14 protein-coding genes are annotated in these 13,989 nt (G+C 71.0%); 9 read left to right on the top strand and 5 right to left on the bottom strand.

The window, feature by feature from the left end; translation table 11 throughout:
* Positions 1-100: 100 nt before the first annotated feature.
* Entirely contained in the window at positions 101-547 is a 447-nt protein-coding gene (locus tag DFP74_RS06005; protein WP_121180789.1) for a MarR family winged helix-turn-helix transcriptional regulator, read from the top strand.
* Positions 548-617: 70 nt separating this feature from the next.
* On the opposite strand, the gene DFP74_RS06000 is transcribed toward DFP74_RS06005, so the two are convergent.
* The 4 genes from DFP74_RS06000 to DFP74_RS05985 all read right to left on the bottom strand — a co-directional run bounded on the left by DFP74_RS06000 (position 618) and on the right by DFP74_RS05985 (position 3,925).
* Positions 618-1,610, bottom strand: a complete 993-nt coding sequence (locus tag DFP74_RS06000; protein ID WP_370013347.1) for a GDSL-type esterase/lipase family protein — start codon at positions 1,608-1,610, stop codon at positions 618-620.
* Between the two features lie 81 nt (positions 1,611-1,691).
* A complete protein-coding gene (locus tag DFP74_RS05995; RefSeq protein ID WP_121180788.1) occupies positions 1,692-2,201 on the bottom strand; it encodes a MarR family winged helix-turn-helix transcriptional regulator in 510 nt (169 codons plus the stop codon).
* Positions 2,202-2,294: 93 nt separating this feature from the next.
* The gene (locus tag DFP74_RS05990) at positions 2,295-2,951 is read right to left on the bottom strand and encodes a TetR/AcrR family transcriptional regulator (RefSeq protein WP_370013346.1); all 657 of its coding nucleotides are present in this window, start codon (positions 2,949-2,951) and stop codon (positions 2,295-2,297) included.
* A 14-nt stretch (positions 2,952-2,965) separates the two neighbouring features.
* Positions 2,966-3,925: an acyl-CoA desaturase gene (locus DFP74_RS05985; protein ID WP_121180786.1), complete on the bottom strand. Its 960-nt coding sequence runs from the start codon at positions 3,923-3,925 to the stop codon at positions 2,966-2,968.
* 704 nt (positions 3,926-4,629) lie between these two features.
* On the opposite strand from DFP74_RS05985, the gene glmU reads away from it, so the two are divergent.
* From glmU to pth, 4 genes are all read left to right on the top strand, one after another.
* Entirely contained in the window at positions 4,630-6,090 is a 1,461-nt protein-coding gene (glmU, locus tag DFP74_RS05980) for a bifunctional UDP-N-acetylglucosamine diphosphorylase/glucosamine-1-phosphate N-acetyltransferase GlmU (protein WP_121180785.1), read from the top strand.
* 17 nt (positions 6,091-6,107) lie between these two features.
* Positions 6,108-7,076, top strand: a complete 969-nt coding sequence (locus DFP74_RS05975; protein WP_121188065.1) for a ribose-phosphate diphosphokinase — start codon at positions 6,108-6,110, stop codon at positions 7,074-7,076.
* Positions 7,077-7,413: 337 nt separating this feature from the next.
* Entirely contained in the window at positions 7,414-8,010 is a 597-nt protein-coding gene (locus DFP74_RS05970) for a 50S ribosomal protein L25/general stress protein Ctc (RefSeq protein WP_121180784.1), read from the top strand.
* Between the two features lie 140 nt (positions 8,011-8,150).
* On the top strand, positions 8,151-8,732 hold the full coding sequence (gene pth / locus DFP74_RS05965; RefSeq protein WP_199725498.1) for an aminoacyl-tRNA hydrolase: 582 nt from the start codon (positions 8,151-8,153) through the stop codon (positions 8,730-8,732).
* A 25-nt stretch (positions 8,733-8,757) separates the two neighbouring features.
* Here the strand turns inward: pth and DFP74_RS05960 are convergent, their stop codons facing one another.
* Positions 8,758-9,360 (bottom strand): TetR/AcrR family transcriptional regulator, encoded by a 603-nt coding sequence (locus DFP74_RS05960; RefSeq protein ID WP_121180782.1) that lies wholly within the window; start codon positions 9,358-9,360, stop codon positions 8,758-8,760.
* Between the two features lie 67 nt (positions 9,361-9,427).
* Here DFP74_RS05960 and DFP74_RS05955 point away from each other — a divergent pair, with 67 nt between their 5' ends.
* The 4 genes from DFP74_RS05955 (at position 9,428) to cysD (ending at position 13,922) form a co-directional block, all read left to right on the top strand.
* Positions 9,428-10,414, top strand: coding sequence for a DsbA family oxidoreductase (locus DFP74_RS05955; protein WP_121180781.1), 987 nt, complete (start codon positions 9,428-9,430; stop codon positions 10,412-10,414).
* A gap of 284 nt (positions 10,415-10,698) precedes the next feature.
* On the top strand, positions 10,699-12,144 hold the full coding sequence (locus DFP74_RS05950) for a sugar transferase (RefSeq protein WP_233571306.1): 1,446 nt from the start codon (positions 10,699-10,701) through the stop codon (positions 12,142-12,144).
* 3 nt (positions 12,145-12,147) lie between these two features.
* Entirely contained in the window at positions 12,148-12,939 is a 792-nt protein-coding gene (locus tag DFP74_RS05945) for a 3'(2'),5'-bisphosphate nucleotidase CysQ (protein ID WP_053615663.1), read from the top strand.
* 50 nt (positions 12,940-12,989) lie between these two features.
* A complete protein-coding gene (cysD, locus tag DFP74_RS05940; protein WP_121180780.1) occupies positions 12,990-13,922 on the top strand; it encodes a sulfate adenylyltransferase subunit CysD in 933 nt (310 codons plus the stop codon).
* Positions 13,923-13,989: the final 67 nt, after the last annotated feature.

Below are 13,989 nucleotides of genomic sequence, written 5' to 3'. Positions count from 1 at the left end.
CGGCGGTCGTTTCCCGGGCGGTCGCGGAGGAGGAAGCCGGCGGCGGAGCCGTGTGCTATCTTAAATGCATGCACATGCATATGAATGGACAGGGGGCGTGATGGACGACGGCGCCAGTGCGGACTGGTCGCGGATCGCCGTCTTCGTGTCGGCGGTGGACACCGCCCTGGGCAAGTGGCTGACGGATCGCTACAGCATCGGCCTCACCGAGTACCGGGCGATCGCCCACCTCGCCCAGGCCTCCGACCGCGAGCTGAGGGTGAACGACCTCGCCCGCGGGGTCGGCCTGAACCAGAGCTCCGTGACCCGGCTCGTCTCCCGCCTGGAGGCCAAGGAGCTGACCGTCCGGGACGTGTGCCCGGACGACGGCCGCGGCGTCTACGCGGTCCTCACCGAACGGGGGCAGGCGCTGGTCCGGGAGGTCCGCGCCCCCTACGAGGAGAGGCTGCGCGAGCTCGTGCGCGAGGCGGGCGAGCACGACCCGCACCTGGACGCGGGCCGGCTGCGGAGCGCGTTCGCCGCGATCGGCGGCCTCGTCTCCTCGTGAGGCCGCGGGCGGGCCCCGGCCGGGGAAGCCTCCCCGGCCGGGGCGAAACACCTCCGGCGCGGCCCCGCCGCTACTGGACGAGTTCCTCGAACGTGGCGGCGATCTGCTGGGCGCCCGCCTGGTTGGTGTGGATGTCCGGACCGCGCTGGGTGTCGCACATCCACGTCATGTCGCAGACGGCCTGCACGTTCGCGGGCATACCGGTGGTGCTCTCCTCGGGCACCTCGAAGTCCCCGGAGTCGAACGCCGCCTCGACGTCGGCCACCTGGATGTCCTCGGCCGCGTAGGCGGACCGCAGCGACTCGTTCATCTCCGTCAGCACACCGCTGGCGTATCCGACCAGGTCGTCGTCGGAGGTCGCCCCCTCGCCGACCTCTCCGGGCTCCGCCGAGGCGTCGGTCCCGTCCGTGTCCTCGACGGCGTCCTCCGCCTCCTCGGCCTCCTCGTCGCCGGTGCTCCCGTCGTCCAGCAGCAGCGCCGCGAGGAACGGGTTGTAGTACGTCATCGCGATGATCTGCGTGTCCGGGCCGGCGGCCGTGCGCAGGCGTTCGGCGATCACGGGGACCTCGGAGTTGATGCGCTCCAAGCCGTCATCGACGCACTCGGTGTCGATCCGAGGACCGTCCGGGTCGTCCAGGGCCCGGACGCAGCCGGTGAAGTTGTTGCCGCCGATGGTCACGGTGATGAGGTCGACCTGTCCCTCGTGCTCGGACAGGAAGTCCTCGGCGGCCTCCAGCTGCGAGTCGCCCTCGTACTTTTCGTCGCACGTGGGGATCCCGCCCTCCAGGAAGGTCGTGGTGTCCTCGCCACCGCAGCCCATGCGCTCGTGGCCGAGCGTGGAGTCGGCGTCGTACAGGTTCCGGTAGAGGACGTCCGTGTACCCCTGGGAGGTCATCTCCCCGCGACCGTTCTCGTCGGGCTGCACGCCCACGGTCAACGAGTCGCCCAGGGAGAGGTAGTAGTTCGGCTCCGTGCCGGCCGATTCGCTCGCGCCGTCGTCGCCGCCGCAGCCCGTCATGGCCACGGTCACCGCGGCCAGTGCCGCGATCCCCCGGATTCTCACAGTGTTCTCCAACCAAGGCCTGGAATGTGGTTCGCGCCCAGACAGCGGGTCCCGGTGAGAGAGATGGATACCGCTGAGTAACTAGTCTTGTGGATCGCCCGGACCCCTGTCGAGCGGAGCGAGTAGGCATCTCAGTAACGATGCCAGCTGTGCTCGGTCGTCGGCCGGCATCGGCGCCAGCAGCGACTCCTCGTAGCGTACGAGCGAGGCCAGAGCCGCGTCGATCCGTTCGGCGCCCTGGTCGGTGAGGCGCACCAGCACCCCGCGCTTGTCGGCCGGGTCGGGCCGGCGGCGGACGAGGCCGGCGGCGGCCAGGCGGTCCACCCGGTTGGTCATCGTCCCGGAGGTCACCAGGGTGGCCCGGAGCAGGCGGCCGGGACTGAGCTCGTACGGGGGGCCGGAGCGGCGCAGTTCGGCCAGGACGTCGAACTCCCACGTCTCCAGCGAGTGCTCGGTGAACACCGTGCGGCGGGCGCGGTCCAGATGGCGCGCAAGCCGGGACACCCGGCTGAACACCTCCAGCGGTGACACGTCCACGTCCGGGCGTTGGGAGCGCCACGCCTCGATCAGCCCATCCACCTCATCGCGCATGGGCCCAGCATATCTCTTGACATCAAGATAGCGGGGGCGGTACGAGGTGTACCGCCCCCGCTACCGCCCCCGCCGTCACCGGCTCGGGCCGGCTCAGTCCGATCCGCGTGCCTTGGTCTGCAGCTTCGGCCGCGCCTCCAGGCTCGACAGTCCGTTCCAGGCGAGGTTGACCAGGTGGGCCGCGACCACCTCGCGCTTGGGTCTGCGCACCTCCAGCCACCACTGCCCCGTCAGGGCCCACATACCCACCAGCGCCTGGGCGTACATGGGCGCGAGCGCCGGATCGTAGCCGCGGTCGGCGAACTCGTCGACCATGATGTGCTCGACCTGGCTGGCGATGTCGTTGAGAAGGCTCGCGAAGCTGCCGGAGGCGGAGGCCACGTGCGAGTCGCGGGTGAGCACCCGGAACCCGACGGTGTTCTCCTCCACGTACCGGAGCAGCGCCAGGGCCGCCTTCTCGATCTTGGTCCGTGCGTTGTCGGCGGTGAGGGCCTCGCCCATCATGTCCAGGAGCGTGCGCATCTCCCGGTCCACGACGACGGCGTAGATGCCCTCCTTGCCACCGAAGTGCTCATAGACCACGGGCTTGGACACACCGGCCCGTGCGGCGATCTCCTCTACGGAGGTCGCGTCGAACCCGCGTTCGGCGAACAGCTCCCGGCCGATCTCCACAAGCTGTTGCCGACGCTCCTTGCCCGTCATGCGCTTACGGCGCACCCGGGTCGTCTGATGGCTGTCGGCTGCTCTCATGATGGCTTCAGATCCTAGACCTTGACCCGCTTGGCGGCGAGCCGTTCGTTGTTGGGCCAGCGGACCTTGGTGGCCCAGCCGAACTTCTCGAACGCCCAGATGACCCGGGCGGAGATGTCGATCTGGCCCTTGAACACACCGTGGCGGGCGCAGGTCGGGTCGGCGTGGTGCAGGTTGTGCCAGGACTCGCCGAAGGACGGGATGGCCAGCCACCACACGTTGCGGGAGCGGTCACGGACCTCGAAGTTCTCCTCGCCGATGGTGTGGCAGATGGAGTTGATCGACCAGGTGACGTGGTGCAGCAGGGCGACTCGCACCAGGCTCGCCCAGAAGAACGCGGTCAGCGCGCCCCACCAGGACATGGTGACCAGGCCGCCGATGAGGGCCGGCGCGCCCAGCGAGAACAGGACGATCGGCAGGAAGAGCTTGTCGACGAGGACGACGTCCTTGTCCTTGAGCAGGTCGGGCGTGAAGCGGCGCGGGGAGGTCTTCTTCTCGTCCAGGTACATCCACGCCATGTGCGCGTAGTACAGGCCCTTGGCCACGGACTTCCAGTCGTCGCCGAAGCGCCACGGCGAGTGCGGGTCGCCCTCGGCGTCGGCGTACTTGTGGTGGCGGCGGTGGTCGGCCACCCACTTGATGACGCTGCCCTCGATGGCCATGCTGCCGGCGATCGCCAGCGCGATGCGCAGCGGGCGGTTGGCCTTGAACGAGCCGTGGGTGAAGTGCCGGTGGAAGCCGACCGTGATGCCCAGGCCGCTGATCAGGTAGAAGACCACGCCGATGGCGATGTCGGTCATCGACAGGCCCCAGCCCCAGAAGAACGGGACCGCCGCCAGCAGCGCGATGAGCGGGATGAAGACGAAGGCGAAGACCGTGTAGCGCTCGGCCTTGCCCCTCGGTTCGGGTTCGTACTCCGGAATGACCTCGCGTTTGCGGGCGGTCGTGGTCGGCACCTCAGCAGCTGCGGTCATGGTCTCCAACACCTCGCGTCACAGGAACGTCGTCTCGGGTCAGGACGGCCCCCGAGGGGTGTGTTCACCCGTCGCGACAGCCCAACCTATTCCTACGTAACCGTAACCTACGTTGCCGTAGGTTTGGCAACCCCCCTCGCGGAGGCGCTATGTTGGTGGCGTTCGAAAGGGCGCAAGACCAGCGCCCCGCCGTCCCGGATGATGTAATCGGCAGCATGTGGGGTTTTGGTCCCCATCGTCCAGGTTCGAGCCCTGGTCCGGGAGCTTGTGCTCGGGGCGCTTCACGCCGGGGCCTTCGTCGTCGCTACTGCCTGGCTCGTCCCTCGCCGGCGGCAGAGACTCCTCCTGCAGGCACCGGCGCGCCCCTCACACCTGTGTTTTCTTTGGGCCGCCGCTCGTCCCTCGCTTTGGCCCGGATAGACCCTGGGGTCGCGGAGGGCGCACCCCTGCACGTCCAACCCCCTTGGGTCCCGAATGAGCCGACGCGTGGCGGTGTATCTCACACCGGAGTGACGAGTCCCGTGTCCCCGGTGGGCGTGCGGTCGGCGGGGCCGTGTACACCCGCAGGGCGGCAGGTGACGCGCATGTATCCTTCCCATGTCGGCCGCTGGATCATCCGACGGCCGCCTGCGCGCCGCGTGTGGCGCGCCGCCGAGGGGTGAGCCGACAGTGCAATCGCCAGCTATCACGAGGGGTCCCCTTCAGTGAGCGTGAACCGCCCGGCTGCCGTCATCGTCCTCGCGGCGGGCGAGGGCACCCGAATGAAGTCCAAGCTTCCCAAGGTCCTCCACGAGATCAACGGCCGGAGCATGCTCGGACACGTGCTCTCCGCCGCCCGCGACCTGTCCCCCCACTACTCGGTGGTCGTCGTCGGCCACGCCCGTGAGCAGGTCCGGGCCCACCTGGCCCAGGCCGCTCCCGAGGCCCTCACCGCCGTCCAGGAGGAGCAGAACGGCACCGGACACGCCGTGCGCATGGCCGTGGAGGACCTCGCCTCGCAGGGCGTGAAGCTCACCGAGACCGTCATCCTCACCTGCGGCGACACCCCCCTGCTGCGGTCCGAGACCCTCGCGGGCCTGGTCGCCGAGCACGAGAGCGAGGGCAACGCCGTCACGGTGCTCTCCGCCCGCGTGCCCGACCCCCACGGCTACGGGCGCATCGTCCGCGACGAACACGGCTCCTTCACCCGGATCGTCGAGCACGCCGACGCCACCCCCGAGCAGCGCGGCGTCGACGAGATCAACTCCGGCATGTACGCCTTCGACGGCGCCCTGCTCTCCTCCGTCGTCCAGCGGCTGTCCACGGACAACGCCAAGGGCGAGGAGTACATCACCGACGCCGTCGCGCTCCTGCGGGGCGACGGCCACCGTGTGGGCGCCTGGGTCGCCCAGGACTGGGAAGAGGTCCAGGGCGTCAACGACCGCGTCCAGCTGGCCGAGGCCCGGCGCGTCCTCAACGAGCGCCTGCTGCGCGAGCACATGCGCTCCGGGGTCACGGTCGTCGACCCCGCCAGCACCTGGGTGGACGCCCAGGTGCGCATCGGCCGCGACGCGGTGATCGAGCCCAACAGCCGCCTGCTCGGCGCCACCGTCATCGGCGAGGACGCCCACGTCGGTCCCGGAGCCACTCTGCAGGACACGGTGGTGGGCGAGGGAGCGCGCGTGCGCGAGACCACCGCGGACGGGGCGGAGATCGGCCCCGGGGCCACCGTGGGCCCCTACACCTACCTCCGGCCGGGCACCCGCCTGGCCGAGCGGGCCAAGGCCGGCGCCTTCGTCGAGGTCAAGAACTCGAACATCGGCGCCGGGTCCAAGGTTCCGCACCTGACCTACGTCGGGGACGCGGACATCGGTGTGGGCAGCAACATCGGCTGCTCCTCGGTGTTCGTCAACTACGACGGGGTCGACAAGCATCGGAGCGTCATCGGCGACCACGTCCGGCTCGGCAGCGACAACACCTTCGTCGCGCCGGTCCACGTGGGAGACGGTGCCTACTCCGGGGCCGGAACCGTGATCCGGGACGACGTCCCGCCCGGCGCCCTGGCGGTCTCCGAGGGGAACCGCCAGCGCAACGTCGAGGGCTGGACCCGGCGCAAGCGTCCGGGCACGGCGTCCGCGGAGGCGGCGGAGCAGGCCGAGCGGCACAGAGCCGACAACGAGCAGTGACTGTGGGGGAGAAACACGTGAGCGGCATGAAGGCCACCGGCCAGAAACAGATGATGCTCTTCTCGGGGCGCACGCACCCCGCGCTGGCCGACGAGGTAGCGAAGGAGATGGGGATCGACGTGGTCCCCACGCGGTTCGACACCTTCGCCAACGGTGAGATCTTCGTCCGCTACCTGGAGTCGGTGCGCGGCAGCGACGCCTTCGTGATCCAGTGCCACGCGGATCCGATCAACGAGGCCATCATGGAGCAGCTGATCATGGTGGACGCGCTCAAGCGGGCCTCCGCCAAGCGCATCACCGTGGTCACGCCGTTCTTCGGGTACGCCCGCCAGGACAAGAAGCACCGCGGGCGCGAGCCCATCTCGGCGCGCCTGATGACCGACCTGTTCCGCACCGCGGGCGCCGACCGGATGATGGCCGTCGACCTGCACACGGACCAGATCCAGGGCTTCTTCGACGGCCCGGTCGACCACCTGTTCGCGCTGCCGATCCTGGCCGACCACATCGCGAGCCGGGTCGACCTGTCCGAGATCACCGTCGTCTCCCCGGACGCCGGCCGGGTGCGCACCGCCGACAAGTGGGCCGACCGCCTGGGCGCGCCCCTGGCGATCATCCACAAGCGCCGTGACCCGGACGTGGCCAACCAGGTGAAGGTGCACGAGGTCGTCGGTCAGGTCGAGGGCCGCGTCTGCGTGCTCGTCGACGACATGATCGACACCGGCGGCACCATCGTCAAGGCCGCCGACGCGCTCTTCGAGCAGGGCGCGGCCAAGGTCGTCGTCGCCGCCACGCACGGCGTGCTGTCGGGCCCCGCGGCCGAGCGCCTGCAGAACTCGCGGATCTCCGAGGTGGTCATCACCAACTCGCTGCCGGTCCCCGAGGAGCGGGCCTTCGAGAAGCTCACGCAGCTGTCGATCGCCCCCCTGGTCGCCCGTGCCATCACCGAGGTCTTCACGGACGGCTCGGTCACGAGCCTGTTCGAGTAGCGCCCGCGCCGCTCCGCGGCGGTGCCCGGAAGGGTCCTGCCACGGAGCGGCGCGCGGGTGTTCGGAGTCGTCCGCAGAACCAGTAGACTTGACCGAGTGTCCCCGTGCCCAGGCGGAGCCCTTACGGGCTGCGTGTGGCAAAGCGGGCAGGGGTGCGCGACGAGCGTTCCCGGGCCGGACGGGTCCGGTGGCGGCTCGCCGGGCACGCCTGGAACCAGCGCGGTCGCGTCCCCTACTTGTGGGGTGACCCCGCCGCTTCCCCGCCGAGGGCGGGAATCGTTCGTACTACTGGAGTCGTGTTCCCCGTGCTGCGGGGTTGAACCCGAGGAGTTTTGTCGTGTCCGAGGTACGTATCGCTGCCGAGCCCCGCACGGAATTCGGCAAGGGCGCCTCCCGTCGCGCTCGCCGCGCGGGTAAGGTGCCGGCCGTCCTCTACGGCCACGGCACCGAGCCCCGCCACCTGAACCTGCCGGGCCACGATCTCATGCTCGCCCTGAAGACCCCCAACGTCCTGATTCGTCTGGACGGCCTGGACAAGGACAACCTCGCCCTTCCCAAGAGCGTGCAGCGCGACGCCATCAAGGGCTTCCTTGAGCACGTCGACCTGCTGGTCGTGTCCAAGGGCGAGAAGGTCGAGGTCGAGATCAACGTGACCCTGACCGGTGAGGTCAAGGCACCGGGTGTGCTCAACCAGGAGCTCGTCACCGTGACCGTCGAGGCCGAGGCCACCCACATCCCCGAGGGCGTGGAGTTCAGCGTCGAGGGCCTGGAGGTCGGTGCCAACCCGACCGCCTCCGAGCTGAAGCTGCCCGAGGGCACCACGCTGGTCACCGACCCCGATTCGCTGCTGCTCACCGTCTCCGCGCCGCGCGTGGAGGAGGAGCCCACCGAGGGCGCCGAGAGCACCACCGAGACCGAGGCCGCCGCCGAGTAGGCGGAGGGCTCACCAGCTTCACCGCGAACGCGCGGTCCCCGCCTCGGGGGCCGCGCGTTCGTCGCGTGGCCGATAGGGTCGGCCGTATGTGGAGCTGGTTGCGGGGGTCGAACGGGTCGGGCGTCAGGAAGAACGAGGACATGGCTGAGACCGAGCGGTGGCTGGTCGTCGGGCTGGGCAACCCCGGCCCCACGTACGCGGGCAACCGGCACAACGCGGGCTTCATGGTGGTCGACGCGCTGGCCCGCGCCGGCAACGAGCGCTGGAAGTCGCACAAGGCCCGCGCCGAGGTCGTGGAGACCCGCCTGGACGGCACACCGGTGGTGCTGGCCAAGCCGCGCACGTACATGAACCTCTCCGGCGGCCCCACGGCGGCGCTGAGCACCTTCTACAAGATCCCCGTCGAGCGGATCGTGGTGGTCCACGACGAGCTCGACATCGACTTCGGCGCGCTCAAGCTCAAGCGCGGGGGCGGGTCCGGCGGGCACAACGGGCTCAAGTCGCTGACCGCGTCCCTGGGCGGTCCGGACTACGTCCGGGTGCGCTTCGGCGTCGGCCGTCCGCCGGGGCGGATGGACGCGGCCGCCTTCGTGCTCAGGGACTTCTCCTCCACCGAGCGCGGCGAGCTCGACCTCAACGTCGAGCGGGCCGCGGACGCGGTGCGCACGGTCCTCACCGACGGACTCGACCGGGCGCAGAACATCTTCCACACCGCGGCCTGAACCGGCCCGGGCGCGGGGCCGGTCCTCACCCGCGCAGGAGCCGCCACGTGGCGGCCGCCGTGGCCTGCGGTTCCGGTGCCCCGTCTGCGAGCACCGTGTCGGAGACCACTCCCACCAGCGCTCCCGCCAGGTAGGCGGCGTGCAGGCGCGCGGGGACGTCGTCGAACCCGGGCGGACGCGCGCCCTGGGCGAAGCGGGCGGCCAGCACCTCGGTCAGTCGGTCGCGGAGCATGTGGGCGAAGCGGGCGCTGCCCTGGTCCGAGAGCATCCGCCGGTAGAGCACCGCCTGTTCGGCCACGTGCTCGAACAGGTCCACCAGCGGGGCGGGGGTCCGGTCCGCCGGGGCCGTCCCCTCCGGGGCCTCTCCCGGGCGCGGGCGGGCGGAGGGCAGGTCGAGCGGGCAGTGGTCGGCGCAGCGCGCCACGTGCTCGGCGGCGCTCTCCATGGTGTCGGCCACCAGGGCGTCCAGGTCGCCGTAGTGCTGGTACACGGTCGCCCGGTTCACGCCCGCCTCCCGGGCGACGGCGGCGATGGTGAGCGAACGGAGCTCGTGCTCGGCGGCCAGGGATCTCAGTGCCGCGCGCAGCCGGTCCCTGGTGCGTTGGGCGCGGGGATCGTCGGGGTTCACGGCCCCAGTGTACCCAAACTAAACGACACCTGTTGACTAAACAACGGTTGTTGTTTAGTTTGACGGCATGAGGATCGAGATCTGGGCGGACGTGGTCTGCCCCTGGGCCTATATCGGCAAGCGGCGGCTCGAACGGGGGCTGGCCGCCTGGGAGGGCGAGGACGTCGAGGTCGTGTGGCGCCCCTTCCGGATCGATCCGACGGCGCCGGCCGGGGCCGAGCCCCTGGACGAGCTGCTGCGCGACCCCTGGGTGGACGCCGAGCTGCGCGCCTGCGCCCCGCACCTGACGACCGAGCAGAACCGCACGCGGGTCGCCGAGCTGGCCGCGGCCGAGGGGCTCGGGCCCCGGTGGGGCGCGGGCTGGCGGGTGAGCAGCGGGCAGGCGCACCGCCTGATCGCCCTCGCCCTGCGCGAGGGAGGCCCCCGGCTCCAGGACGCCGTGGTCGAGGGCGTCCTGCACGCCCACTTCGTGGCGGCCGAGGACATCGGCAGTGCGGCGGTGCTCGACCGTGTCGCCCGTGAGGCGGGGTTCCCCGAGGGCGGCCCCCTGTTGAGCGGGGACGCGGGGGAGCGGGAGGTCCGCGAGCTCCTGCTGCGGGGCCGGGCGATCGGCGTGCGCACGTCCCCGACCTTCACCGTGGGCGGCCGCGCGCTGGCGGGCGCCCAGGAGGGCGAGGCCGTACTGGAGTTCGCCGCCGAGGCGGCCAGGGCGGCCGAGCGCGGGCCGGCCCGGATGCCCGAGGAGGTCGAGCGCCTGCGGCTGGCGGAGTCGCTGTTGGGCGCCGCCGACCCGCTCGGCGCGCTCACCCTGCTCGCACCCCTCCTGGAGGAGCACTCCGCGGACCGCAACGTCCTGCGCCTGGCCGCGCGCTGTTACGCGCGCTCCGCCCAGCTCGGCCGGGCCGAGCGCACGCTGGCGGACCTGCTGGCCCAGGAGCCCGGCGACGCCTACGCCCACCGGCTGATGGGCAGTGTGCTCCGGCGGCGCGGCGAGGGGGAGCGGGCCGCGCCCCACCTGCGCCTGGCGTCGGCCATGGCCCCCGAGTACGACTGACGGTGACGACCCGGTCTCGGTCCGGACACAGTCCGCCGGGACCGGGGCGGGTTGCCCAACAAGCCGACACAGTGCGCGACTTATCCACTACTTTTGGTTACTGTACGGTGCGTCGGCCCTCCGTGTTCGAGGCGGCGTCCCGCTCCCGCCCTCCGCGTCGACTCCTGCCATGCCGAGGGTGGTCACGCACAGTGAGTCATCCGTCATCGTCAGTTCTCCTGGAGGGATCTGTGGTCACAACCAGCGGGGTGAAGGCCGCCCGGGAACAGCCGGCGCCGATCACCGTGGGCTTCGACGGCGCGCGGCGGGCGCGTCCGAGGGGCTGGACGCGCTCCTACGTGGCCGGCCTGGTCGCGCTCGACCTGACCGCGGCGCTCGCCGCGACGGCGGGCGGCACCGCGGTCCGTTTCCACGACTCCCTGGGTGCGGCGACCACGACCCCCTACTTCCATCTCTCGCTGCTGCTGCCCCTGGCCTGGGTGGTCTTCGTCTACCTCGGCGGCGGCTACGCGCGGCGCTTCCTCGGTGTGGGGACCGAGGAGTACCGGAGGGTCGCCGTCTCCGGCGCCCTGCTCGCCGCCGCCGTCGCCATCGGCGCCTACGCCGTCAAGTTCGACCTGGCCCGGGGCTACGCCCTGGTCGCCCTGCCGCTCATCGTGCTGGTGAGCCTGGCCCTGCGCTACGCGCGCCGCAAGGCCCTGCACCGGCGGCGGCGCTCGGGCGAGTGCATGAGCGGGGTCGTGGTCGTCGGCTACCGAGTGGCCGCCCGCGACCTCATCCGGCGCTTCCGGGGCGAGATCTACCACGGCATGCGGGTCGTGGGCGTGTGCCTGCCCGAGAGCGAGGCCGTCGAGGGACGCGGCCCCGACGAGGTGGAGGGCTGTCCGGTCCTGGGCTCCTTCACCGACGCCGCGGACGCCGCCGCCCTGGTCGGGGCCGACACCGTCGCCGTCCTGGCCTGCCCCGAGATGGACGGGGCCGAACTGCGCCGGCTGGCCTGGCGGCTGGAGAAGAGCGGAACCGACCTCATCGTCGCCTCCGCGCTCATGGAGGTCGCCGGACCGCGCACCTCCATCCGCCCCGTGGCCGGGCTGCCCCTGCTGCACGTGGAGCACCCCGAGCTCACCGGAGCGCGCCGCGTGCTCAAGAGCGCCTTCGACCGGTCGGCCGCCGCACTGGCCCTGTTCCTGCTGTCCCCGCTGCTGTTGGTGCTGTACGTGCTCATCCGGTGGGAGGGCGGCGGGCCGGTGCTGTTCACCCAGACGCGCGTCGGGAGGGGCGGGGCGGAGTTCACCGTTTACAAGTTTCGTACCATGGTGGTCGGGGCCGAGGCGTTGAAGGCGATGCTCACGCCCCGTAACGAGCACGACGGTGTGCTGTTCAAGATGCGTCGCGATCCCAGGGTCACGCCCGTGGGGGCATGGCTGCGCCGGTACTCGCTCGACGAGCTTCCCCAGCTCGTCAACGTGGTACGAGGGGAGATGTCGCTCGTCGGTCCCAGGCCGCCGCTGCCGGAGGAGGTCGCCCAGTACGGGCACGACGTCCGCCGCAGGCTGGTGGTCAAACCGGGGTTGACGGGCCTCTGGCAGGTCAGCGGTCGATCCGACCTCTCTTGGGAGGAATCGGTCCGCCTGGATCTGCGGTACGTGGAAAACTGGTCGCTGACGTTGGACATCCAGATCCTGTGGAAGACGTGGTCAGCGGTGATCCGTGGGGCGGGAGCATACTAGCCGGTGAAGAGCATCCGAGACGATCATGAGGTAGCGCGCGACCTGGCGAGCGAGGCGGGCCAGCTGCTGCTGCGCCTGCGCGCCCGACACGGCTTCGCCGAGCCCGAGGTCCTGCGCACGCTGGGAGACCGGACCTCGCACGAGTTCCTCTTCTCCGCCCTGGGGCGGCTGCGGCCCAGCGACGCCGTGCTCTCCGAGGAGGGCGCCGACGACCCCGCACGCCTGAGCGCGCGGCGGGTGTGGATCATCGATCCCCTGGACGGGACGCGCGAGTTCTCCGAGCCCGGCCGCACCGACTGGGCCGTGCACGTGGCCCTGTGGGAGAACGGCGACCTCGTCGCCGGAGCCGTGGCGCTGCCCGCCCAGGGCAGCACCGTGTCCACGGTCGACCCGCCGTGGCTGCCGGAGGAGCGCCCGGCCGGTCAGCGGCTGCGCATCACCGCCAGCCGGACCCGGCCGCCCGCGTTCGTGCAGCGGATGGCCACCCAGCTCGGCGCCGAGGTGGTCCCGATGGGATCGGCGGGCGCCAAGATCTGCGCAGTGATGCTCGGCATCGCCGACATCTACGTGCACGCGGGCGGCCAGTACGAGTGGGACAGCGCCGCGCCGGTCGCGGTCGCGCGAGCCGCGGGCCTGCACACGTCGCGCATCGACGGCTCACCGCTGCGCTATAACGTAGCCGACCCGCTACTCCCCGATGTCCTTGTATGTCGATCGGAATTGTCGGGTATGTTGTTGGCAAGCATCCGCGACGGCGCGGACCTGGACAGCGCCGGTCCGCACGCGGGGGGCTGAGCGAAGGACCCCTCCGCCGTCGGCCGTGACAGGATTACTAAGGCGGATTCATGGGTCAGGCGAGTCAGCAGGCACCCGGGCGGTACCAGCTTTCCCAGCTGGACGTTCTCGAGGCCGAAGCGATCTTCATCATGCGCGAGGTGGCCGCGGAGTTCGAGCGGCCCGTGCTGCTCTTCTCCGGCGGCAAGGACTCCATCGTGATGCTCCGTCTTGCCGAGAAGGCCTTCTGGCCCGGTGCCGTCCCCTTCCCCGTCATGCACGTGGACACCGGTCACAACTTCGAGGAAGTCATCGAGTTCCGTGACCGGCGCGTGGCCGAGGCCGGGGTCCGCCTGGTGGTGGCCTCGGTCCAGGAGCAGATCGACGCCGGCAAGGTCAGCGAGCCCACCGGCCGCTGGGCCAGCCGCAACCGCCTGCAGACCGCCGCGCTGCTGGAGGCGATCGAGGAGAACGGCTTCGACGCCGCCTTCGGCGGCGCCCGCCGCGACGAGGAGAAGGCCCGCGCCAAGGAGCGCGTCTTCTCCTTCCGCGACGAGTTCGGCCAGTGGGACCCCAAGAACCAGCGGCCCGAGCTGTGGAGCGTGTTCAACACCCGGATCAACCGGGGCGAGCACATCCGGGTCTTCCCGATCTCCAACTGGACCGAGCTCGACGTGTGGAACTACATCCGCCGCGAGCGCCTGGACCTGCCCTCGATCTACTTCGCCCACGAGCGCCGGGTGTTCGAGCGCGACGGCATCCTGCTCTCCGACTCGCCGCTCATCCAGCGCGACGAGACCGAGACCGTGTTCAACGAGACCGTGCGCTACCGCACCGTCGGCGACCTCACCTGCACGGGCGCGGTCAAGTCCACGGCGGCGGAGCTGGACGACATCATCACCGAGATCGCCGCGACCCGGATCACCGAGCGCGGACAGACCAGGGCCGACGACCGGACCAGCGAGGCGGCCATGGAGGACCGCAAGCGCGAGGGCTACTTCTAGGGCACGCACCGGCCCCGTCCCGCCCCGGCGGGGCGCGTCGGCCGGGCACGCACCGGCCCCGTCCACG

It is taken from the genome of Nocardiopsis sp. Huas11, from assembly GCF_003634495.1.
In the GTDB taxonomy this organism is placed as follows: domain Bacteria; phylum Actinomycetota; class Actinomycetes; order Streptosporangiales; family Streptosporangiaceae; genus Nocardiopsis.
This window is presented reverse-complemented; position numbering and strand designations above follow the sequence as displayed.